We start from the raw sequence: 22,565 nt of genomic DNA, 5'->3' as shown, positions 1-22,565 counted from the left end.
CGCTTCTCGTCGATCGCCCGTTCGGTTCGCATGCGCTATAGACCCTTTCCGCAGGCGAGGACAATGATCCCAGGCGCTAGCGATTGCCAAGTTCTTTCTTCAGCGCATAGAGGGCATCGAGCGCCTCGCGCGGCGTCATGTCGTCCGGGTTGAGCGCCTTCACCAGCGTCTCCACCTTCGACGGGGCGGATCCGCGCTGGATCTCCTCGCGGCGCACCGCCACCTGGAACAGCGGCAGATCATCGATGAGCTGGCTTGCCGGATTCTTGCGGTCCGCATCCTCGAGCTTGGCCAGCACATCCTTGGCGCGCGAGACCACCGACGGCGGCAAGCCGGCAAGGCGCGCCACCTGGATGCCGTAGGAGCGGTCCGCCGCACCCGGGCCGACCTCGTGCAGGAAGATCACGTCGCCGTCCCATTCCTTGACGCGCATTGTGGCGTTGGAAAGACGGTCGAGCTTTTCCGACAGCACGGTCAGCTCGTGGAAATGCGTGGCGAAGAGACCGCGGCAGCGGTTGGCCTCGTGCAGGTGCTCGACGGCGGCCCAGGCGATCGAAAGACCGTCGAAGGTCGCGGTGCCGCGGCCGATCTCGTCGAGGATGACGAGGGAACGGTCGGTCGCCTGGTTGAGGATTGCCGCCGTCTCGACCATTTCCACCATGAAGGTCGAGCGGCCGCGGGCAAGGTCGTCCGACGCGCCGACGCGCGAGAAGAGCCGGTCGACGATGCCGATATGGGCGCTTTCGGCCGGCACGTAGGATCCCATCTGGGCGAGGATGGCGATGAGCGCGTTCTGGCGCAGGAAGGTCGACTTACCGCCCATGTTCGGGCCGGTGAGCAGCCAGATCGCGCCGTGACCCTTGCCGTCCTTCGGCGAGAGGTCGCAGGAATTGGCGACGAAGGCGGCGGACTGCTGGCGGCGCAATGCCTGCTCGACGACCGGATGCCGCCCGCCGACGATGGCGAACATGGTGGAGCGGTCGACGACGGGCCGGCAATAGGCCTGCTCCTCGGCAAGCGCCGCAAGCCCGGCGGAGACATCGATGACGGCAAGCGCCCGCGCCGCCGCCTTGATGGCCTCGGCCTCGGCGACGACGGCATCGACCAGGCCGTTGAAGGCGGCAAGCTCGATGGCGAGCGCCCGGTCGGCGGCATTGGCGATCTTGGTTTCCAGCTCGGAAAGCACCGTCGTGGTGAAACGCATGGCGCCGGCCATGGTCTGGCGGTGGATGAAGCGCGCCTTTGCCTCGTCGCCCTCCGTCAGCGCCGCGGCATTGCCGGCGGAAACCTCGATGAAGTAGCCGAGCACGTTGTTGTGCTTGATCTTCAGCGACTTGACGCCCGTTTCCTCGGCATATTGCAACTGGAGCCCGGCAATGACACGGCGCGACTGGTCGCGCAGCGCCCGCATCTCGTCGAGTTCGCCATCCGCGCCCTCGCGGATGAAGCCGCCGTCGCGCTTCAAGAGCGGCAGTTCGTCGGCGAGCATGACGGCAAGGCGATGCGAAAGGTCGAGCGGCAGTGCGCCGATGGCCTGCGCGGCCTCGGCAAGCTCGCCCTCCAGCCTCTCGCCGGCCATCAGCCGGGCGACGTCGCCGGAAATCGTAAGGCCCTGCAGGATCGCGCCGAGATCACGCGGCCCACCCCGACCGAGCGCGATGCGCGACAGGGCGCGTGGCATGTCGGGCAGACGCTTCAGCACCGCGCGCAGGTCCTCGCAGAAGGACGGCCGGTCGCCAAGGGCGGCGATCGAATCGAGCCGCGCGTTGATCGTGTCCGGATCGGTCAGCGGCGACATCAGCCGCTCGGCGAGCAGCCGCGCCCCGCCGCTCGTCGCCGTGCGGTCGATCGCCTTCAGGAGCGTGCCGGAGCGCTCGCCGGAGAGCGTGCGCACCAGTTCGAGATTGGCGCGCGTCGCCGGATCGATGAAGAGCGTGGAGGCGGAACTTTCCCGCTCCGGCCGGCCGAGCGGCGGGCGCTCGGCGATCTGCGTCTTTTCCACATAGGCGACGGCCGCCGAGGCGGCGGCAAGTTCGGCGCGGGAGAAGGTGCCGAAGCCATCCAGCGTCGAGACGCCGAAATAGCGGGCGATGCGGCCCTCCGCCGTCGCGCTGTCGAAGAGCACGGCCGGCTGCGGCACGGCGACGCGCCCGAGCACGTCGAGCACCGGGCGGAACTCCGGGTCGTAGAACACCGTGTCCGGCACGATCAGTTCGCGCGGCTCGATACGCAGGATATCGGCGAGAAGCTGGCCCTGGCTGGTTTCCGACAGACGGAAGATGCCGGTCGAAATGTCGATCCAGGCGAGCGCCATCGATGGTTCCGCCCCGCCGCGGATGCGCGCGACGGCCATCAGGTAGTTGGCGTCGGAGGGCGAGAGCAGCTTCTCCTCGGTTAGCGTGCCCGGCGTGACGAGGCGCACCACGTCGCGCCGCACGACGGATTTCGAGCCGCGCTTCTTCGCCTCCGCCGGATCCTCGACCTGCTCGCAGACCGCGACGCGGAAGCCGAGCGCGATCAGCCTCTGCAGATAGTCGTCGGCGGCATGGACCGGCACGCCACACATCGGGATGTCGAGGCCCATATGCTGGCCGCGCTTCGTCAGCGTGATGCCGAGCGCGCGGGCGGCGTCCACGGCGTCCTGGAAGAACAGCTCGTAGAAATCGCCCATGCGGTAGAACAGCATGCTGTCCGGATTGGCCGCCTTGATTTCGATATACTGCTCCATCATCGGCGTTGCCGATGCGCGGCTTTCGTCACTGGCAAGGTCTGCCGTCGACAGGATATCGTTCGGACGCACGATCTGATCGTTCACGGAGAGTCAGTTCTTCCTAAAAAAGAGGTGTCACCCTAGCCACGGGGCGCTATAGAAAACAACACCTGCGAGGAGTTATGGGCCTATCGCCCACAGGAGTGTGAAGGGGGAAGCATGCCGGGAACCGACAAATCCGATCGCCAGAGGGCAACCGTCACCGACACGGAAGCACTGGATTTCCACGCGTCCGGGCGCCCCGGAAAGCTGGAGATCACGCCGACCAAGCCGATGGCGACGCAGCGCGACCTTTCGCTCGCCTATTCGCCGGGCGTCGCGGTGCCGGTGAAGGCCATCGCCGCCGATCCGGCGACCGCCTATGACTACACGACGCGCGGCAACATGGTCGCCGTCATCTCGAACGGCACGGCCATCCTCGGCCTCGGCAATCTCGGCGCGCTCGCCTCCAAGCCGGTGATGGAAGGCAAGTCGGTGCTCTTCAAGCGCTTTGCCGACGTCGATTCCATCGACCTCGAGGTCGACACCGAAAATGTCGACGAGTTCATCAACTGCGTGCGCTATCTCGGTCCCTCCTTCGGCGGCATCAACCTGGAAGACATCAAAGCGCCCGACTGCTTCATCATCGAGCAGCGCCTGCGCGAACTGATGGACATCCCGGTCTTCCACGACGACCAGCACGGCACCGCCATCATCGCCGCCGCCGGCCTGATCAACGCGCTGGCGCTGACCGGCCGCGACTTCAAGACGACCAAGCTCGTCTGCAACGGCGCGGGCGCCGCGGCCATCGCCTGCATCGAGCTCATCAAGTCGATGGGCTTCGCGCCGGAGAACGTCATCCTCTGCGACACCAAGGGCGTTATCTACCAGGGCCGCGAAGACGGCATGAACCAGTGGAAGTCGGCCCATGCGGTCAAGACCGACCGCCGCACGCTCGCCGAGGCCATGGACGGCGCCGACGTCGTCTTCGGCCTTTCGGCCAAGGGCGCGCTTTCGGAGGAGATGATCCGCTCCATGGCGCCGCGGCCGATCATCTTCGCCATGGCCAATCCCGACCCGGAGATCACGCCGGAAGAGGTCGCCCGCATCCGGGATGACGCCATCGTCGCCACCGGCCGCTCGGACTATCCGAACCAGGTCAACAACGTCCTCGGCTTCCCCTATATCTTCCGCGGCGCGCTCGACGTGCGCGCCTCCACCATCAACGATGCGATGAAGATCGCGGCGGCCGAGGCGCTCGCCCATCTTGCCAAGGAAGACGTGCCGGACGACGTTGCCGCGGCCTACCAGGGCGTGCGCCCGCGCTTCGGCGCGCAGTACATCATCCCCGTTCCCTTCGACCCGCGCCTCATCTCGGCCATCCCCGTCGCCGTCGCCAAGGCCGCAATGGAGACCGGCGTCGCGCGCAAGAACATCCCCGACCTCGACGCCTATGCACGCGACCTGCGCGCCCGACGCGACCCGATCGCCTCGACGCTCCAGCAGATCTATGCCCGCGTGCGACGCCAGCCGAAGCGCGTCGTCTTCGCCGAGGGCGAGGAAGAGCAGATGATGCGCGCCGCCGTGTCCTATGCCAACCAGCAGCTCGGCACCGCCATCCTGCTCGGCCGCGAGGAGCATATCCGCGAGACGGCGGAACGCGCCGGCATCGACCTCGACCGGCCCGGCATCGAGCTGCTCAACGCCCGCATCTCCAAGCGCAACAACGTCTATATCGACTACCTCTATGCCCGCCTGCAGCGGAAGGGCTTCCTCTACCGCGACGCCCAGCGCCTGATCCACAACGACCGCAACCACTTCGCGGCCTGCATGGTGGCGCTCGGCGATGCCGACGGCATGGTGACGGGCCTCACCCGCAACTATTCCACCGCGCTGGAAGACGTGCGCCGCTGCATCGACGCCAAGCCCGGCCACCGGGTCATCGGCGCGTCGCTGGCGCTCTGCCGCGGCCGCGCCGTGCTCGTCGCCGACACCGCCGTGCACGACATGCCCTCCTCGGAGGAGCTGGCCGACATCGCGGAAGAAGCGGCCGGCCTTGCCCGCCGCCTCGGCTACGAGCCGCGCGTCGCCATGCTCGCCTACTCCACCTTCGGCCATCCCTCGGGCGAGCGTTCGGAGCGGGTGCGCGAAGCCGTGAAGATCCTCGACCGCCGCCGCGTCGATTTCGAATATGACGGCGAGATGGCGGCCGACGTGGCGCTCAACCCGCGCATCATGGAGCAATATCCGTTCTGCCGCCTTTCCGCCCCCGGCAACGTGCTCGTCATGCCGGCGTTCCATTCGGCGTCGATCTCGACGAAGATGCTGCAGGAACTCGGCGGCTCGACGGTGATCGGCCCGCTGCTCGTCGGCCTCGACAAGTCGGTGCAGATCGTCTCGATGGGCGCGAAGGACAGCGACATCGTCAACATGGCGACGCTGGCCGCCTACAATTCCGGCGTCTGACCTGCCGGGACAGTCCCGCGGCCATGGCCGCAGGACTGTCGCTTGCTTCCGCGAATCCCACGAAGCAAAAAGCCGCCCGTCCCGGAGGTCGGGAACGGGCGGCAAATCAGACTATACTGACCTTCAATGAAACTGTTCAGCTGGCGAAACGCCCGGCATCCGCGCCGTAGTAATTGAGATAGCGGCCGGAGATCTTGCCGATCGGCAGCACGATCAGGACATCCGTCGTGTTGAAGCCGTGATCGACGACGGCACCGTTGCCGACTGTCGCGCCGAGGCGCAGGTAGCCCTTGATGAGCGGCGGCAGCGCCGAAAGCGCCTTGCGCGTGTCGATGCCTTCCGCGGGCATCAGGTCCATGGTGCGGAAGAGTTCCGGCCGGGCCGAAACGCTCCACTCGTCCTTCGCCAGCACGTTGTGGTGCAGGAAGGAGAGCGCCAGCGCGTGCTCCTCCGGCACGATGCCGTGGAAGGAGGCGCAGCCGAACATCACGTCGATGCCGTGCTTCAGCGAATAGGCCCAGTTGCCCTGCCAGAGCAGCTCCACGGTGCGCTTGGTGCGGTAGGCCGGCAACACGCAGGAGCGGCCGAGTTCCATGAAGCGCTTTTCCGGATGGCGCGCAACCAGCGCCTCCACGTCGAATTCCGACTGGGAATAGAAGCCGCCGGAGACCGCGGCGACATCCTGGCGCAGCAGGCGGTAAGTGCCGACGATCTGCTCCTCCGCATCGCCCTCGATCGAGGTGTCGAGCACGAGGAGATGGTCGCAGACCATGTCCCAGGCGTCGATATCGCGCTTGCGGCGGATGGCGTCGGGCGAAAGCTGCGCCTGCATCTCCTCGGCGAAGACGCGGTAGCGCACGGCCTGGGCCGCGTCGATCTCCGTCACCGAACGGGCGATGCGCGTTTCGAGATTGCCGATGCGGCCGAGCACGTCCGTACCCGAGCGGCCCGCGGCCGGGGCCGTCTTCTGGAGCATCTCCGCCGGTGCGATGGTCTGGGCGAGGTCGAGCGTCATGGCAGTGTACCCGTCAAACGAAACTTCGCGGTTTTAACCACGATTCTGCAACAGGATAATGACGCAAGGCCGGCTTGGATAGCGAAAAGCCACCGGCCGGAGAAGATCAGGCCTGCGCGCGCCGGGCAAGGCGGGCGATTTCCGCAATCAGCTGAACGGGATCGGCGGGCTTGGCCAGCACGGCGTCGGCACCGGTCGCCAGAAGCTCCTCGCGCAGCCCCGCACGACTGTCCGCCGTCAGCACGACGACCGGCAGGCGGGCATTGCCATAATCGCGCCGCACGATGCGGGCGATCATCTCCCTGCCCTCGCCGCCCGGCATGCCGAGATCGGTGAGGACGAGATCGGCGGCAAAGGGGCCGGCATCCGTCGCGCCCGCAAGCGCGGAGACGAGCGCCGGATAGTCCGGCACATGGCGCACCGTGTGGCCGGCTCGTTCCAGCACGGAGCGCACCAGCATGGCATTGACCGGATCGTCCTCGGCAAGGAGGATGCGCGCGCCCGTCGCGGCTGTCTCCGCCGGCTCGGCGGTGGCGGGCGGCAGGTCCTTCAGGATCGGGCGGTTGTCGTTGATCGCATCGCGCACCTCGATGCCCTTCATGCGGCCCCGCAGCACCTCGACCAGCGAACGTTCGCGCAGCGGCCGGATGAGCCAGGAATCGTAGCCCTCGCCATTGCCGATCGCGCGGCCGCTGCGCTCTTCCGGATTGACGAGATAGATGCGGCGCGCACGGCTGTCGCGGAACATCGCAAGATCGGCCAGCTCCCGGCGGAAGACGCCGGCAAGGCGGTTGTCGACGATGATGTCGGTCAGTTCGGCCCGCTTGCCGGCAAGGCCCTGGGCAAGGTCGAGCGCCTCGTCGAGCCCCGTTGCCAGATGGCAGGTGCCGCCGAGCGCATCGATGGTGCGTACCAGCGCCCTGGAGGCCGGGCCGGCCGGCGCCAGAAGAAAGACCAGGCTGCCCTTCAAGACGCCCTTGCGCGCACCGCCGGTGCCCGCGGCCTTGTGCGGGCGATCGACCGGCATGCGGATGGTGAAGGTGCTGCCCTTGCCGGGCGTGCTTTCCAGCGTCAGCGCACCGCCGGCCTCGCTGAGGATGCGGGCGGAGATGGCAAGGCCGAGGCCGGTGCCGCCGCTGCGCTGCGCGGCGCTTCCCGTCTGCTCGAACTCCTGGAAGATGCGGGCCTGCTCCTCGGCATTCATGCCGGGGCCGGTGTCGGTGACGCGGATGACGACGGCGCCGCGATCGAGCGTGGTTTCCAGAAGGACGCCGCCCGTATGGGTGAACTTCACCGCATTGCCGACCACGTTGTAGAGCACCTGGCGCAGGCGCGGCGCATCGTAGAGGAGAAGGCCCGGCACGTCCGGAGAAACGAAGGAGCCGATCTCGATGCCCTTTTCATGGGCGCGGTGCGAGAGCATTTCCACGACGCTTTCCAGCATCGGGCGCACCGGCTCCTCCGAGGGGCGGAGCTGGAAGCGGCCGGCCTCGATGGTGGAGAAGTCCAGGAGGTCGTCGACGAGCTGGACGAGCGCATGGCCGGACTGGCGCATGCCGGCAAGGTAGTTCTTCTGCTCGGCGGTCAGCCGCGTCTGGCCGATGAGATGCGACATGCCGAGAATGCCCGAGAGCGGCGTGCGGATCTCGTGGCTGACGGTGGCGAGCAGGCGGGATTTCGCCGCGCTCGCCTCCTCGGCGCGCTGGCGGGCGCGCTCGCGCTCGCCCTCGGCGCGGCGCTCCTCGGTGACGTCGCGGGCGATGGAATGCACGACGAGATCGCCGGAGGCGGGATCGCGCACGGTGACGTCGTGCCAGGAATAGATGCGCTTGCCTGCCGGGCCATCGACATCGACGTCGTAGCGATGGGCGATCGCCTGCGAGCGGAAGGTAAGGCCGAGCGCCTCGCAGGTCCGGCCGACGACGTCGGTTGCGCCCGTCAGGTCGGTGAGAACGGCATTGGCGCTGAGAATGCGGCCGTCGAGCGCGCGCATGACGACGATGTCGCCGAGCACGTCATGGATGGCGGAGAGGATTTCCGAGGTCTCGCTGCGCTCCCAGGAGCGGTCATGCGTCGCCTCGACACCGGATGCCGGGCGACGCGCACGCAGGAGGAAGACCCCGCCGGCCATGCCGGCAAGGCCGAGCACGACGGCCGCGATGTAGAAGCCGGCGGCAAAACCCGTTGCCAGCACGAGCGCGCCGAACAGCAGGCCGGTGCCGGCGATCACGCTGCGGACAGTTGCTTGGCCCTCCGGCTCGGGCACGGGCGCGGCCGCCTCCACCTCGACGGCCTGCGGATCGGCCGCCGCCTCTTCCTGCCCACGGGTGCGGGCGGCGCGGCGCGGCGCTTCGGCAAATTCGGCCTTGAGCCGGTCTTGTAGCTTGACGGGTTCGCTCATGAACGCCCGCATAGCACGCGGACCGTTCAAATCGGCTTCAGCAAGTCGTTCGAATTTTAACGATTGCGCCGGCGCAGCAGGAGGAGTTCGTCGAGGATGACCAGTCCGGCGCCGATGGTGATGAACGTGTCGGCGAGGTTGAACACCGCGAAGGACCAGGTATCCGTGTAGAAGAGCACGTAGTCGATGACGTAGCCCAGGAGGACCTTGTCGATGATGTTGCCGAAGGCGCCGGCGATGATGAAGGCATAACCGGCATGGGCGAAGTCGCGCGCCTTCGGCGTCTGGCGCCAGAGCCACACGACGAAGCCGACGACGAAGAGCCGAAGCGTGATGATGAACCAGCTCTCCATGCCCGAGAGCATGGAGAAGGCGACGCCGTAATTGTAGGTGCGGTAGAGCGCCAGCATCGGCATCACATGCACCGCCTCCTGGAAGGGAAGCCACATCTCGACGGCGAATTTTATCGCCTGGTCGACGGCGAGCGCCAGAAGGATGACGACGATGACGGGCACTGGCCGGGACATCAGCGGAATGCGTTCGCTCATGCGCGGGCTTCCAGCGTCAGGAGGTGACGGCGGGCCTCGAAGAGCATGACGCCGGTGGCGATGGCGAGATTGAGCGAATCGGCGCGGCCGGCCTGGGGGATGCGGGCAAGCGCATCCGCCGCCCGGGCAAGCTCGTCCGGCAGGCCGGACTGCTCGTTGCCCATCAGCAGCACGACGGGTTTCTTCCTGTAGTCGATGGTGCGGTAGTCGACGGCGCCGGCAAGGTGGGTCGCGACGACCTCGACGCCCGCCGTCTTCTTCCAGGCGAGGAAGTCGGCGACGTTCGTCTTGACCAGCGGCATGGCGAAGACCGAGCCCATGGTGGCGCGCACGGTCTCCATCGAGAACGGATCGGTCGCCTCGCCGACGAGGATGACGCCGCCCGCGCCCGCGGCATCCGCCGTGCGGATGATCGTGCCGAGATTGCCGGGATCGCGCACGCGGTCGAGCGCGACATAGGTCTCGCCGGTCTTCGGCCTCAGGTCGCGGAGAGGCGTCCAGCGCTGGGTGAAGATGCCGACGACCATCTGCGGATTGTCGCGCCTTGTGATCGAGGACAGCACCTTCTCGCTGACCTCCAGCACCAGCCCGCCGCGCGCCACCGTCTTCGTCGCGCATTGCACGACCTGGGGCTTCTCCTTGACGTTCTTGGCATAGACCAGCGTCCGGATCTCGAAGCCGAGTTCCAGCGCGTCGATGACCAGCTTCAGGCCTTCCGCCATGAAGCTCCTGGTCTCGTCGCGGTGCTTCTTGTCGGACAGCGCCTTGATGTCCTTGACGATCGGGTTGGAAAGGCTCGTCACCTCCTTCACCTGACCGACGCGGCGCGTTGCGGAATGATCGTGGCTCATGCGCTGACCCATCGGCTGAAGAGGGAGGTGGAGAGCGCACGGCCGGCATCCCTGCCGTCGGGGCCGCTCTCGCGGATGACGAGCTCGCCCGATTCCACCGTGCCGCCGGCACCGCGCATGGTCTCGCGCATCAGTTCGTGGATGGAATAGAAGCTCGCGCGGATCGAATAGGCCGTCAGCACGAGGCCGATCGCCCTGGGCGACAGGATCTCGCGGCAGACATCCAGCATCAGCGGCAGGTGGTCGAAGAGGTGCCAGACCTCGCCGTTCGGGCCACGGCCGAATTTCGGCGGGTCCGTCAGGATGATGTCGTAGGTGCTGCCGCGGCGCTCCTCGCGCTGGATGAACTTCATCGCATCCTCGCAGATCCAGCGGATCGGCAGCTTTTCCATGCGGCCGAGCGCCTGGTTCTCGCGCGCCCAGCCGATCGCCTTCTTGGAGGCGTCGACATGGGTGACCTCCGCGCCGGCGCTGGCCGCGACCAGCGAGGCGACGCCGGTATAGCCGAAGAGGTTCAGTACCTTGACGGGCCGGCCCGCCGTCTCGACCTTCTCCTTCATCCAGCGCCAGTGGGCGAGCTGCTCCGGAAAGACGCCGACATGGCGGAAGGCGGTGAAGCGGCCGTGGAAATCGACGCCGAGCAGCTGCATCGGCCAGGTCTCGCCCAGCGCGGCCCTGGGGAATTTCCAGCGTCCCATGCCGTCCTCGTCCGTGTCGCCGGTGAAGAGCGCGTCGGCCTTGTCCCAGATGCCGGGACGGCTGCGCTGCCAGAGCGCCTGCGCTTCCGGCCGCACGATGCGGTAGGGGCCGTATTGTTCGAGCTTCTCGCCGGCGCCGCTGTCGATCAGGCGGTACTGGTCGGAGCCCGCGGTTTCGAGGATGACCGGCACGCGCTCGGCCGGTTTCTCGCCTTCGCGGCGCGTCAGGGCGCGCGCAGGCACCTCGGGCGCCGGGCGCGGCTCCTTCTTCGGCGGGGCTGGGGCCCTTGCGGCCGGGGCCCTCTCGGCGCGCGCCTTGACGGGCGCGGCGGGGCCGCTCTTCGGCCGGCGGTGTCTGTCCTTCACGATCGATCGTCCGTCGTCGGTTGAATTCTCACCGGCAACGCCGGAAAACAAGCGGTCCCCATACCATCCCTCCCCCACTTGGCAAAGGGCTTTCCGATTGCGATAGTTTTGGTCCGATAAGGGAGGATCGATCATGGACATGTCCGGCGAAGAACGCATTGCCGCTCCGCGCGAGGCCGTCTGGGCGGCGCTCAACGATCCGGACGTGCTGAAGGCCTGCATCCCGGGCTGTCAGTCGCTCACCATGAAATCGCCGAACGAGCTGGAAGCGACGGTGAAGATCAAGATCGGCCCCGTCTCCGCGAATTTCAGCGGCGAGGTGACGCTGTCGAACCTCAACCCGCCCGAGAGCTACACGATCTCCGGCGAGGGCAAGGGCGGCATCGCCGGCTTTGCCAAGGGCGGCGCGGACGTGCGGCTCACCGAGGATGGCGACGGCACGATCCTTTCCTACGACGTCAAGGCGCAGATCGGCGGCAAGCTCGCCCAGCTCGGCTCGCGCCTCATCGATTCGACCTCGAAGAAGCTCGCGACGCAGTTCTTCGCCGATCTCGGCGCAAAGCTGAACGGGGGCACGGCCTGAGGCGCGCGGCGCGCGCCTACTTGCCGGAAGCCGGCAGCACCGCCTGCGAGGCGATGGCCTCGGCGCGTGTCTTGTGCTTTTCCGCCTCGCTGTGCCACTTGACGGCCTCGCTCGCCTCGATGCGGGCGCGCTTGCGGTACTTGCCCTGGGTGAACCAGGTGGCGAGCGAGCCGATCACCAGGCCGAGGATCACCGCGAGGAAGAGATAGACGAAGAAGGGCGCGGTGACGGAAAGCACGCTGTCTTCCGGTCGGAACGGGTTGAGCGCCAGCGTCACCGGCTGCCGGTTCGCCACCGACAGCACGATCAGCACGATGCCGATCGGGATGAGCACGAGGATGTTGACTACTCTCTTGATCATGGCGTCGCCTTTCTGGCGCAAGGCGCCGTTCGGGCGCCCGCGCTTTAGTCGTCCTGGTCGGCCTGGCCGGGGTTCAGCCGCTCGCGCAGCTCCTTGCCGGTCTTGAAGAAGGGAACCCACTTCTCCTCGACGAAGACCGCATCGCCCGTGCGCGGGTTACGCCCCGAGCGGGAGGGGCGGTTCTTGACGGAGAAGGCGCCGAAGCCGCGCAGCTCCACCCGGTTTCCGCCGGCCAGCGCATCGGTGATCTCATCGAGCACCGCGTTGACGATGTTCTCGACGTCGCGGTGGTAAAGGTGGGGATTGCGCGCGGCGACAATCTGAACCAGTTCCGACTTGATCACTGTATCCCCCTCAAAAATTCTTGTTTTTCAATCGCGATCAACCTGCCAAACCGAGACCAGACCGTCAAGAAACAACTTTTCGCCGGTCAGCTTTTCGATCGTCGGTTGAAGGTCGAGCGGCAGGTCGAAGATGGAGCGAGCGAACTCGCGCAGGCTGGCGCCCATGAAGAAGAAACCGGAGCGGTTCGCCGGCCGGTAATCGACGAAGGGAAGGTCGGCCGGCACCTTGCGCTCGTCGAGATAGGCGCGGATCTCCTGCGGACCGCCGAGCCGGTCGACGAGCCTGGCGGCGAGCGCCTGGCGGCCGGTGAAGATGCTGCCGTCGGCAAGGCGCAGCACCTCGGCGCGCGGCAGCTTGCGGCGCTCGACGACGAGGTCGACGAACCAGTCGTAGCTGTCCATCACCATGGCGCGGATCATCGTCTTGGCCTCCTCGCTTGCCGGATGGAACGGCGAGGGCTCGGCCTTCAGCGGCGCGGACTTGATCTCCTCCAGCGAGACGCCGATCTTGTCCATCAGCTCCTTCATCTGCGGATACTGGAAGAGCACGCCGATGGAACCGGTGATCGAGCTTTCGCCCGCGACGATCGTGTCGCCGGCCGTTGCGATCATGTAGCCCGCGGAGGCGGCGAGCGTGCGCACGTCCGAGACGACGGGCTTCTTTTCCGCCACCTTGCGCAGCGCCTTGAAGATCACCTCGCCGCCATAGGTGGTGCCGCCGGGCGAGGAGATCGTCACGACCAGCGCCTTGGCCCGGTCGTTGCGGGCGATTCGGTCGAGGCGCTCCAGGAGTTCGGTATCGTCCCGGATGATGCCGCTGATGTCCACGCGGGCGATATGGTCGCGTGCCCCGCTGCCCGGCCAGCGCAAGGCGGCCGCGGCGAAGACGGCGAGGAGCACGATCCCGATGGCGGCGATCCGCCAGAAGGTGAGCTTGCGGCGTAGTTGCCGGCGGTCGGCGATGGCGGCGTGATCCATTCCCTGTCCTCAACTCTGGTGGCCACCGCTTGCAAGGTGGCTTGCCGAAGGCCCTATCGATATGGCATTCCAGAGGCAAATGGCAATTCGTCGCTGAACTTTCCTGGGCAGACATTGTTTGTTGAGGAATAATCGCCATATGGGGCCCGTTATCCGCAGTGGCCCGCCGTTTCGCAGCGAACGCCATTCGGCACTTTAATATAGCAGGCACAATGCTGGACACCGTGACAGAAGCACCGTCGGGTGCACAGGGCGTAGGCGCTTCCGCCGAGGCTTACCGCCTCGCGGCGCGGCATTCCGCCCGTGTGCGCGTGCTGAAGGTCGCCCTGCCCGTCGCGGCCATCGTCATCGGCCTTGTCTTCGCCATCGTGTCGATCGTGCGCACCTATGTCCCGTCCAACCTGCAGGTGGAAAGCGCCACCATCGAGGACGGCAAGATCGTCATGCGCAATCCGGCGATTTCCGGCCGCAACGACGACGGCATCAGCTATTCCATGAAGGCCGAGCGCGCGCTGCAGGACATGAAGCAGCCCGACGTCATCACGCTGGAGAACATCACGGCGAAGATGCCGGTCAACGAGACCACGATCGCGGAAGTGGTCGCCGCGACCGGCGTCTACGATCGCGGCAAGAACCTGCTCGACATGATCGCCCCCTTCACCATCAGCCTCAACACCGGCCTTGAAGCCGCCTTCCGTTCGGCCCATCTGGATATCGACGGCGGCAACATGTCGACACAGGAGCCGGTTTCCATCCGCTCGCGCGAAGCATCCATTGTTGCGCAGTCGCTGAGAATGACGGATAAAGGCCGGGTCGTCGTCTTCGAAGGCAAGGTCGTCGTCGATGTCGATCCTGCCGCCATCCGCAACCGAGAAAAGTAAGAGCGCCATGTTCGCCACTCTTTCCGCCCCGCTCCGGGCCGCCAGCATTTCCGTTCTTGCCGCAGGCCTTGCGCTGATCTCGGTTCCTGCGGACGCCCAGCAGACGTCGAGCCGCATGAAGGGCATGCAGCTGTCGAACGACAAGCCGATCCAGATCCAGAGCGACAAGCTGGAAATCCGCGACCAGGAGAACAAGGCCGAGTTTACCGGCAATGTGAAGGTCGTGCAGGGCACGACGACGCTGCAGGCAGGCAAGATGGTCGTCTACTACGCCGCCAGCGGCGGCGGCTCGGTGGCCAGCGGCGATGCGGATATCGAGAAGATCGACGTTTCGGAGAAGGTCTACCTGAAGTCCGGCACGCAGGAAGCGACGGCCGACACCGGCACGTTCAACCTCGTCAACGAGACGCTGCTGCTGAAGGGCGAGAAGGTCGTGCTGTCGGAAGGCAAGAACGTCTTCGTCGGCTGCCAGCTCACGGTGACCATGCGCACCGGCGAGGCCAAGCTCGACGCCTGCGGCGGCCGCGTCATGATCCAGCTCGATCCGAAGTCCCGCAAGCAGACGAACTGATATAGCGTGTCCTCCTCTTTGCTCACCCGCCTGACGCGCCGCCCCAGGAAGGCCGCGCAGGAGCCCCAGCGCAGCGTCGACCTTTCGCGCTACGACGGGACCCTCATTGCCCGCGGGCTGACCAAGAGCTACCGCGACCGCTGTGTCGTCAACGGCGTGTCGCTCGTCGTGCGCCGCGGCGAGGCGGTCGGCCTGCTCGGCCCGAACGGCGCGGGCAAGACGACCTGTTTCTACATGATCACGGGCCTCGTGCCGGTCGACGCGGGCTCGATCGAGATCAACGGCAACGACGTCACGACCATGCCGATGTATCGCCGCGCCCGCCTCGGCGTCGGCTATCTGCCGCAGGAAGCCTCGATCTTCCGCGGGCTGACGGTGGAGGAGAACATCCGCGCCGTGCTGGAAGTGCACGACAAGGACAAGGCGCGGCGCGAGCAGAAGCTCGACAGCCTGCTCGCAGAATTCTCGATCTCGCATCTTCGCAAGTCGCCGGCCATCGCGCTGTCCGGCGGCGAGCGCCGCCGCCTCGAGATCGCCCGGGCGCTCGCCACCGACCCGACCTTCATGCTGCTCGACGAACCTTTTGCCGGCGTCGATCCGATCTCCGTCGCCGACATCCAGGCGCTGGTACGCCACCTCACCTCGCGCGGCATCGGCGTTCTCATCACCGACCACAATGTGCGCGAGACGCTCGGCCTCATCGACCGGGCCTATATCATCCATGCCGGCGAAGTGCTGACCCATGGCCGGGCGAACGACATCGTCGCCAATCCGGATGTGCGCCGCCTCTATCTTGGCGACAATTTCAGCCTCTGACGCAAACCCTGCGCACGCACGCCGCGATTTTCACCAAGTTTACGGCTGGCGCTTGACCAAACCCATCAAAAAAGCAATTTTTGGGCCAGTTGGATTTCGCCGCCCCGCCACGCCGGCCGGAGGCCGCTTTTCCGGGGAGTAGAGCGTCCGCATGGCACTCGCAGCCAGCCTTTTCCTGCGCCAAAGCCAGTCGCTGGTGATGACACCCCAGCTCATGCAGTCCATCCAGCTCCTGCAGATGACGCATGTCGAGCTCAACCAGTTCATCGCGCAGGAACTTGAGAAGAATCCGCTCCTGGAGATCGCCTCCGGCGACGAAGGCGGACGGGACGGCGAGCAGGGCGGCGAGGATTATGCCCTGCCGGGCGAGGAACGCGGCCATGCCGAAGGCGGCGGCGAGGACGGGTTCCAGCCGGACCTCTACGACAGCGCGACCAGCGGCAGCGCGGGCAGCGCACCCGAAACGCTCGATGGCGGCCTCGACAACGTCTTTCCCGACGATGCCGGCCCGCGCGCGGCCGATGCGCCGGAACTCATCGGCCAGTGGAAATCCATGCCCGGCGGCGGCGAGGATGGCGAGGGCTACGACCTCGACGACTTCGTGGCGACCCGCAAGACGCTGCGCGACGTGCTGAACGAGCAGATTCCCTTCCTCCTGCCCGACCCGGTCGACCGGCTGGTCGCCCAGCATCTCGTCGACCAGCTCGACGATGCCGGCTATCTCCAGGGCGGCACGGCCGAGACGGCGCTGCGCCTCGGCAAGCCGGTCGCCGACATCGACCGCGTGCTGCACCGCCTGCAGGAACTCGACCCGCCCGGCGTCTTCGCCCGTTCGCTCAGCGAATGCCTCGCCATCCAGCTGAAGGCGAAGGACCGGCTCGACCCGGCCATGGCGGTGCTCGTCGACAATCTCGAACTGCTCGCCCGGCGCGATTTCGCCACGCTGAAGAAGCTCTGCGGCGTCGGCGAGGAAGACCTCGTCGACATGCTGGCGGAGATCCGCAAGCTCGACCCCAAGCCCGGCACGCGCTACGAGACGAGCGCCTCGGAGGCCGTGGTGCCCGATATCGTCGTGCGCGCCGCGCCGGACGGAACCTGGCATGTCGAGCTCAATGCCGAGACGCTGCCGCGCGTCCTCGTCAATCGCGACTACTACGCCTCCGTCTCCAGCCGCACGAGCCGCGACAGCGCCGATTCCGGCTTCCTCAACGAATGCCTGCAGACGGCCAACTGGCTGACCCGCAGCCTCGACCAGCGCGCCCGCACCATCATGAAGGTGGCGAGCGAGATCGTGCGCCAGCAGGATGCCTTCCTGATGCACGGGGTCGACCATCTGCGCCCCTTGAACCTGAAGACGGTCGCCGAGGCGATCAAGATGCACGAATCGACGGTGAGCCGCGTCACCTCGAACAAATACATGCTGACGCCGCGCGGCCTGTTCGAGCTGAAATATTTCTTCACCGTCTCGATCGGCTCGGCAGAGGGAGGCGATTCCCATTCGGCCGAAAGCGTGCGTCACCGCATCCGCGCCATGATCGCGCAGGAGTCCCCCGACGCGGTGCTCTCTGACGACGACATCGTGGGTGCCCTGCGCGAGGGGGGCGTGGATCTTGCCCGCCGCACCGTGGCGAAATACCGCGAGGCGATGAACATCCCCTCCTCCGTGCAGCGGCGCCGGGAGAAGCGGGCGCTCGCCAAGGCCGCCACCTCGTGAAACAAAGCCGGAGAACCGGCGTTTGCATATGACAGACGTTAAGAATGCGTGAACCCGGGAATTGACTTCGCTGACGGGACGGGCTAATGCGCGCCCCACTTTCGAAGGGAAGGCAGGCCGGAACTCCAGACATATCCCCGCTTTTCTGAAGCGTGCGTCACAAAAACCAGTGCATGCGTGAAAAGCTTGGAACGTGGATAAGGTTGGAATAGACTGTTGCACGCAAATCACGAAAGAGAGGAAACCTCCATGAGTGTGCGTGTATCCGGAAAACATATGGAAATCGGCGACAGCTTCCGCCAGCGTATTGAAGAGCAGGTGGGAGAGGCCGTAACCAAATATTTCGACGGAGGATATTCGAGCCAGGTTACCGTGGAAAAAGCGGGGTCGCGGTTCAGTGCCGATTGCAAGGTGCACCTCGATACCGGCATGGCCTTGCAGGCGAATGGCGAAGCGAACGATCCCCTGGCGGCCTTCCAATCGGCCTCCGAACGGATCGAGAAGCGCCTGCGTCGGTACAAGCGCAAGCTCAAGGATCACCACAACGGCAATGGTCATGATGCCTTTGCAGAAGTGGCTTACACGGTGATGGATTCGGTCCCCGATGAAGACGACGAGCTTCCCGAGGACTACGCGCCGACCATCGTTGCGGAAAGCACGAAGAAACTCAGGACCATGTCCGTCGCCAGCGCCGTCATGGCGCTCGACATGACGGACGAGCCGGTCCTTCTCTTCCGCAGCGCCGGGTCGGAGCAGCTCAATATCGTCTACCGACGCAACGACGGCAATATTGGCTGGATCGACGCAGCCAATATCAAAGGCTGAGTGACGGGAGCGTGGCGCCGGGACGGGCGCCACGCTTCTTCAATCCCTTCACCCAGCGCACGAGGACAAAAGCATGGCATTGGCAGGTTTGCTGCAGCAGAGTGCGATTATTCCGGCGATGAAGGCCAATTCCAAGAAGCAGCTGCTTCAGGAGCTGGCGACAAAAGCGGCAAAGATCACCGGTCTTCCGGAACGTGAGATCTTCGACGTCATCCTTCAGCGCGAGCGGCTCGGTTCGACCGGCGTGGGCAATGGCATCGCCATCCCGCACGGCAAGCTGAAGGAGCTTTCGCAGATCACCGGTCTCTTCGCGAGGCTCGAAACCCCCGTGGACTTCGAGGCGCTGGACGACCAGCCGGTCGACCTCGTCTTCCTGCTTCTGGCCCCGGAAGGCGCCGGCGCGGACCACCTCAAGGCATTGTCGCGCATCGCCCGCGTGCTGCGCGACCCGGCAATGGTCGCAAAGCTGCGCGCCTCCGACAGCGAGAGCGCCATCTATGCCTGCCTCAGCGAGGAGCAGGCATCGAACGCGGCCTAGCGTTTTATGGAATGCACATGAAAAAACCGGCGGTTTTGCGACCGCCGGTTTTCTTTGTCCTGTCGTCTGCCGATCAGGCCTGCGCGGTGCTCGCCTCGCTGGCGGGCGCCTTCGGGCCACCCTTGGAAACGCCGACCATGGCCGGGCGCAGCACGCGCTCGCCGATGACGTAGCCGTCCTGCACGACCTGCACGACCGTGTTGTTGGCGACGTCCGGGTTCGGCACTTCGAACATGGCCTGGTGGAAGTTCGGATCGAACTTCTCGCCGATCGGGTCAAGCTTGCGCACGCCGTGGCGTTCGAGCGCTGCGAGCATGGAACGCTCGGTCATCTCCACGCCCTCGGCCAGCGCCTTCAGGCCGGTGTCTTCGGCGGCCTGCGCTTCGGCCGGAATGGCATCCAGCGCGCGGCGCAGGTTGTCGGACACGGCCAGCATGTCGCGGGCAAAACCGGCGACGGAATAGGACTTGGCGTCCTTCACGTCACGCTCGGTGCGCCGGCGCAGGTTGTCCATCTCGGCGGCGAGGCGCAGGTACTTGTCCCTGAGTTCGGCGTTTTCGGCCCGCAGGGCATCGACCGGATCCGGCTCCGCCGGGGCGGCCGCCTCGGCAGTCGCCTCCTCCGGCGCGAATGTGTCGGCGGCGATGGTGCTCTCTACCGCTTCGTCAGGTCCGTGTTTCTTGCTCTCGTCGGTCATGACGTACTCCGAATTGCATCTTTTAAGGGGTTTGGCCCGATATCGAGCTTTGATCCCGAAAAATCAAGGGCCGATGCCCGGATTGCGGGCATTCAGCGCGAAAGCCGCGAGATCAGCTGGGCCGTATAGTCCACCATGGGCACGATCCGGGAATAGTTGAGCCGCGTCGGCCCGATGACGCCGACGGCCCCGACGATCTTGTCGTCGCTGTCGCGATAGGGCGCGACGATGAGCGAGGAGCCGGACAGCGAGAAGAGCTTGTTCTCCGAGCCGATGAAGATGCGCACGCCCGGGCCCGTCTCGGCAAGGTTCAAGAGTTCGATCAGGCTGTCCTTGCGCTCCAGGTCGTCGAAGAGCATGCGCAGGCGATCGATATCCTCGGCGCCGGCAAGGCCTTCCAAGAGGTTCGCCCGGCCGCGCACGATGAGCCGCGTCGGCTTGCCCTCATCGAAGCCGCCGGACCAGACCGCAAGGCCCCGCTCGACGAGATCCTGCGACAGCTTGTCCAGCTCGCTGCTGATTTCGCCGCGCAGCCGTTCGAGCTGCGAGCGCGCTTCCACGAGCGTGTTGCCGGCAAGATGGGCGTTGAGGAAGTTGGCGGCCTCCGTGAGCTGCGAGCTGGTGACGCCGGCCGGCAGTTCGATGATGCGGTTCTCAACCTGGTCGTGATCGCCGACCAGCACGACCAGCGCCTTGGTCGGCTCCAGCCGGATGAACTCGACATGCTTCAGCACGGCGTCGTTCTTCGTGGTGATGACGAGGCCCGCGCCGCGCGACATGCCGGACAGCGCCTGGCTCGCCTCGTTCATCATGGTCTCGACGGCGGTATGCTTCTGGCCGTGCGGGCGCACATGGCGCTCGATCGAGGCGCGGTCCTCCGGCGAGATGTTGCCCACCTGCATGAAGGCATCGACGAAGAAACGCAGGCCAAGCTGCGTCGGCAGCCGCCCGGCGCTGATATGCGGCGAATAGATGAGGCCGAGCTCCTCGAGGTCGCTCATCACGTTGCGCACCGAGGCCGGCGAGAGCGACATGGGCAGGATGCGCGACAGGTTGCGCGAGCCGAGCGGCTCGCCGCTTTCCAGATAGCTCTCGACGATGCGGCGGAAGATTTCGCCCGAACGCTCGTCGAGCGCCGCCTGACTGTCAGGACCCGGAGATCTCTTCAAAACCATCTTTCCGCTGCAAACCCTGTTATCCGACAGGAATATAGTGATTTCGAAGGTCAGCGCAAAACGGATTTTCCCGGCATGGTTTCCCGCTGCAAGGTGCCAAAACGCAAGCGCCGTGCCGCACCACCATTCCCTCGCCCGGCGATCTGGTCTAAAGCAGCTTCCCAGACAATTCAGACAGGAGTTCGCAATGCGGCCGTCCGGCAGAAAAACCGACCAGATGCGCAAGGTTTCCTTCGAGCGCAACATTTCCAAACATGCCGAAGGCTCCTGTCTCGTCAAGTTCGGCGATACGCACGTGCTCGTCACCGCGAGCCTGGAAGAAAAGACGCCGCCGTGGCTGCGCAACAGCGGCAAGGGCTGGGTGACCGCCGAATACGGCATGCTGCCGCGCGCCACCGGCGAACGCATGCGGCGCGAAGCGGCATCCGGCAAGCAGGGCGGCCGCACGCAGGAGATCCAGCGTCTCATCGGCCGCTCGCTGCGCGCCGTCGTCGATCTCGAAGCGCTCGGCGAACGCCAGATCACCGTCGACTGCGATGTCATCCAGGCCGACGGCGGCACGCGCACCGCGTCCATCACCGGTGCCTGGATCGCCCTTCACGACTGCCTGAAATGGATGGAAGCCCGCAGCATGATCAAGGTGGAGAAGGTCCTGAAGGACCATGTCGCCGCGATCTCCTGCGGCATCTTCGCCGCCCAGTCGGTCATCGACCTCGACTATCTCGAAGACTCCGCCGCCGAGACCGACGCCAATTTCGTCATGACCGGCTCGGGCGGCATCGTCGAAATCCAGGGCACCGCCGAGGGCAAGCCGTTCACGGAGGAGGAATTCTCCGGCCTGATGGCGCTCGCCCGCGCCGGCATCGCCGACCTCGTCGGCCTGCAGAAGCAGGCGATCGCCTGAGACAGGTTTCGCCATGACCGCCGCGATCGAAGGCATTCTCGAAACCGCGCTCTACGCGGACGACCTCGACGCGGCGGAAGCCTTCTATGGCGGCATCCTGGGATTGGAAAAGATCACGCGGCAGGCGAACCGCCACGTCTTCTTCCGCTGCGGCCCCGGCGTTCTCCTGATCTTCAATCCGGCCGAGACCGTGCATCCGCCGCCGCCCCAGGCCTTTCCGGTGCCGGTGCACGGCGCGAGGGGGCCGGGCCATGCCTGTTTCCGCGTGCCGGGCCCGGCGCTTGATTTCTGGGTGAAAAAGCTCGAAGAAGCCGGCATCGCCATCGAAGCGGATTTCCGCTGGCCGAACGGCGCCCGCTCCATCTATTTCCGCGACCCCGCCGGCAACAGCCTCGAATGCGCCGAACCGGGCCTCTGGAACATCGCTTGAGGAATTTCATGCGCAAGCTCGACACCAAGACGATCGTCGTCGCCAGCCACAATGCCGGGAAGATCCGCGAGATCGAGGACCTGATCGGCCCCTTCGGCTTTTCCGCCAGGTCCGCCGCCGAACTGAAATTCGAGGAACCGGACGAGACCGGCACGACCTTCGAGGAAAACGCGACGATCAAGGCGCTCGCCTCAGCGAAGGCCGCGGGCCTGCCCGCCCTTTCGGACGATTCCGGCCTCGTCATCGACGCGCTCGACGGCGCGCCGGGCGTCTACACGGCGAACTGGGCGGAAAAGGAAGACGGCACGCGCGACTTTGCCATGGCCATGGAGAAGGTGGAGAAGGCGCTTGCCGAGAAGGGCGCCACCGAGGCGAAGGACCGCACGGCGCGCTTCGTCTCCGTGCTCTGCCTTGCCTGGCCGGACGGCCATACCGAACTCTTCCGCGGCGAAGTGGAAGGCCACGTCGTCTGGCCGCCGCGTGGCACGCAGGGTTTCGGCTACGATCCGGTCTTCCGGCCGGACGGCTACGAGACGACCTTCGGCGAGATGAGCGCGCAGGAAAAGCACGGCTGGAAGCCGGGCGATGCGGCCGCGCTGTCGCACCGCGCCCGCGCCTTCAAGCGCTTCGTCGAAACCTGCCTGAAGGCCTGAG

General features: G+C 66.0%; 22 protein-coding genes. 11 read left to right on the top strand and 11 right to left on the bottom strand.

The genetic code is table 11. From position 1 onward, the window contains the following. Positions 1 to 76: 76 nt before the first annotated feature. Entirely contained in the window at positions 77 to 2,815 is a 2,739-nt protein-coding gene (gene mutS / locus AABF56_RS20885) for a DNA mismatch repair protein MutS (RefSeq protein WP_272804229.1), read from the bottom strand. A gap of 114 nt (positions 2,816 to 2,929) precedes the next feature. On the opposite strand from mutS, the gene AABF56_RS20880 reads away from it, so the two are divergent. Further along, a complete protein-coding gene (locus tag AABF56_RS20880) occupies positions 2,930 to 5,215 on the top strand; it encodes an NADP-dependent malic enzyme (RefSeq protein WP_244767249.1) in 2,286 nt (761 codons plus the stop codon). 136 nt (positions 5,216 to 5,351) lie between these two features. Here AABF56_RS20880 and AABF56_RS20875 read toward each other — a convergent pair whose 3' ends face one another. The 5 genes from AABF56_RS20875 to AABF56_RS20855 all read right to left on the bottom strand — a co-directional run bounded on the left by AABF56_RS20875 (position 5,352) and on the right by AABF56_RS20855 (position 11,145). After that, positions 5,352 to 6,191: a GNAT family N-acetyltransferase gene (locus tag AABF56_RS20875; RefSeq protein WP_244767616.1), complete on the bottom strand. Its 840-nt coding sequence runs from the start codon at positions 6,189 to 6,191 to the stop codon at positions 5,352 to 5,354. Positions 6,192 to 6,336: 145 nt separating this feature from the next. Continuing rightward, on the bottom strand, positions 6,337 to 8,631 hold the full coding sequence (locus AABF56_RS20870; RefSeq protein WP_272804228.1) for a hybrid sensor histidine kinase/response regulator: 2,295 nt from the start codon (positions 8,629 to 8,631) through the stop codon (positions 6,337 to 6,339). Positions 8,632 to 8,687: 56 nt separating this feature from the next. Beyond that, positions 8,688 to 9,179, bottom strand: a complete 492-nt coding sequence (gene lspA / locus AABF56_RS20865; protein ID WP_272804227.1) for a signal peptidase II — start codon at positions 9,177 to 9,179, stop codon at positions 8,688 to 8,690. After that, positions 9,176 to 10,030 carry a TrmH family RNA methyltransferase gene (locus AABF56_RS20860; protein ID WP_272804226.1) on the bottom strand — a complete coding sequence of 285 codons (855 nt, stop codon included), beginning with the start codon at positions 10,028 to 10,030 and terminating at the stop codon, positions 9,176 to 9,178. Before AABF56_RS20860 ends, lspA begins: the two co-directional genes overlap by 4 nt. Further along, a complete protein-coding gene (locus tag AABF56_RS20855; RefSeq protein WP_443021080.1) occupies positions 10,027 to 11,145 on the bottom strand; it encodes a class I SAM-dependent rRNA methyltransferase in 1,119 nt (372 codons plus the stop codon). Before AABF56_RS20855 ends, AABF56_RS20860 begins: the two co-directional genes overlap by 4 nt. Before the next feature lie 82 nt (positions 11,146 to 11,227). Here AABF56_RS20855 and AABF56_RS20850 point away from each other — a divergent pair, with 82 nt between their 5' ends. Beyond that, positions 11,228 to 11,677, top strand: a complete 450-nt coding sequence (locus tag AABF56_RS20850) for an SRPBCC family protein (RefSeq protein ID WP_064328626.1) — start codon at positions 11,228 to 11,230, stop codon at positions 11,675 to 11,677. A gap of 16 nt (positions 11,678 to 11,693) precedes the next feature. Here AABF56_RS20850 and AABF56_RS20845 read toward each other — a convergent pair whose 3' ends face one another. Genes AABF56_RS20845 through sppA form a run of 3 tightly spaced genes read right to left on the bottom strand, consistent with a single transcriptional unit; the run spans position 11,694 to position 13,360 of the window. Beyond that, complete coding sequence (locus AABF56_RS20845) at positions 11,694 to 12,038, bottom strand: LapA family protein (protein WP_064328625.1); 345 nt, start codon at positions 12,036 to 12,038, stop codon at positions 11,694 to 11,696. A 44-nt stretch (positions 12,039 to 12,082) separates the two neighbouring features. After that, on the bottom strand, positions 12,083 to 12,400 hold the full coding sequence (locus AABF56_RS20840; RefSeq protein ID WP_160858077.1) for an integration host factor subunit beta: 318 nt from the start codon (positions 12,398 to 12,400) through the stop codon (positions 12,083 to 12,085). Between the two features lie 9 nt (positions 12,401 to 12,409). After that, a complete protein-coding gene (gene sppA / locus AABF56_RS20835; protein ID WP_272804225.1) occupies positions 12,410 to 13,360 on the bottom strand; it encodes a signal peptide peptidase SppA in 951 nt (316 codons plus the stop codon). A 212-nt stretch (positions 13,361 to 13,572) separates the two neighbouring features. Between sppA and lptC the strand changes: the two genes are divergently transcribed. The 6 genes from lptC to ptsN all read left to right on the top strand — a co-directional run bounded on the left by lptC (position 13,573) and on the right by ptsN (position 18,705). After that, positions 13,573 to 14,241, top strand: coding sequence for an LPS export ABC transporter periplasmic protein LptC (gene lptC / locus AABF56_RS20830; protein ID WP_272804224.1), 669 nt, complete (start codon positions 13,573 to 13,575; stop codon positions 14,239 to 14,241). A 7-nt stretch (positions 14,242 to 14,248) separates the two neighbouring features. Next, positions 14,249 to 14,812, top strand: a complete 564-nt coding sequence (locus tag AABF56_RS20825; RefSeq protein WP_272804223.1) for an LptA/OstA family protein — start codon at positions 14,249 to 14,251, stop codon at positions 14,810 to 14,812. Positions 14,813 to 14,830: 18 nt separating this feature from the next. Next, the gene (gene lptB / locus AABF56_RS20820; protein WP_398430435.1) at positions 14,831 to 15,628 is read left to right on the top strand and encodes an LPS export ABC transporter ATP-binding protein; all 798 of its coding nucleotides are present in this window, start codon (positions 14,831 to 14,833) and stop codon (positions 15,626 to 15,628) included. A 151-nt stretch (positions 15,629 to 15,779) separates the two neighbouring features. Then, positions 15,780 to 17,342: an RNA polymerase factor sigma-54 gene (rpoN, locus tag AABF56_RS20815; RefSeq protein ID WP_272804222.1), complete on the top strand. Its 1,563-nt coding sequence runs from the start codon at positions 15,780 to 15,782 to the stop codon at positions 17,340 to 17,342. Between the two features lie 249 nt (positions 17,343 to 17,591). Then, a complete protein-coding gene (hpf, locus tag AABF56_RS20810) occupies positions 17,592 to 18,167 on the top strand; it encodes a ribosome hibernation-promoting factor, HPF/YfiA family (protein WP_244767239.1) in 576 nt (191 codons plus the stop codon). 73 nt (positions 18,168 to 18,240) lie between these two features. After that, complete coding sequence (ptsN, locus tag AABF56_RS20805) at positions 18,241 to 18,705, top strand: PTS IIA-like nitrogen regulatory protein PtsN (protein ID WP_023516844.1); 465 nt, start codon at positions 18,241 to 18,243, stop codon at positions 18,703 to 18,705. A gap of 73 nt (positions 18,706 to 18,778) precedes the next feature. On the opposite strand, the gene grpE is transcribed toward ptsN, so the two are convergent. Continuing rightward, on the bottom strand, positions 18,779 to 19,402 hold the full coding sequence (grpE, locus tag AABF56_RS20800) for a nucleotide exchange factor GrpE (RefSeq protein WP_272804221.1): 624 nt from the start codon (positions 19,400 to 19,402) through the stop codon (positions 18,779 to 18,781). Between the two features lie 92 nt (positions 19,403 to 19,494). After that, positions 19,495 to 20,571: a heat-inducible transcriptional repressor HrcA gene (gene hrcA, locus AABF56_RS20795; RefSeq protein ID WP_244767237.1), complete on the bottom strand. Its 1,077-nt coding sequence runs from the start codon at positions 20,569 to 20,571 to the stop codon at positions 19,495 to 19,497. Between the two features lie 193 nt (positions 20,572 to 20,764). On the opposite strand from hrcA, the gene rph reads away from it, so the two are divergent. Genes rph through rdgB form a run of 3 tightly spaced genes read left to right on the top strand, consistent with a single transcriptional unit; the run spans position 20,765 to position 22,564 of the window. After that, on the top strand, positions 20,765 to 21,481 hold the full coding sequence (rph, locus tag AABF56_RS20790; protein ID WP_244767236.1) for a ribonuclease PH: 717 nt from the start codon (positions 20,765 to 20,767) through the stop codon (positions 21,479 to 21,481). Between the two features lie 13 nt (positions 21,482 to 21,494). After that, entirely contained in the window at positions 21,495 to 21,911 is a 417-nt protein-coding gene (locus tag AABF56_RS20785) for a VOC family protein (protein WP_272804220.1), read from the top strand. A gap of 8 nt (positions 21,912 to 21,919) precedes the next feature. Beyond that, positions 21,920 to 22,564, top strand: a complete 645-nt coding sequence (gene rdgB, locus AABF56_RS20780; protein ID WP_272804219.1) for an RdgB/HAM1 family non-canonical purine NTP pyrophosphatase — start codon at positions 21,920 to 21,922, stop codon at positions 22,562 to 22,564. Position 22,565: the final 1 nt, after the last annotated feature.

It is taken from the genome of Shinella sp. WSC3-e (assembly GCF_945994535.1).
GTDB classification, from domain to species: Bacteria; Pseudomonadota; Alphaproteobacteria; order Rhizobiales; family Rhizobiaceae; genus Shinella; species Shinella yambaruensis.
This window is presented reverse-complemented; position numbering and strand designations above follow the sequence as displayed.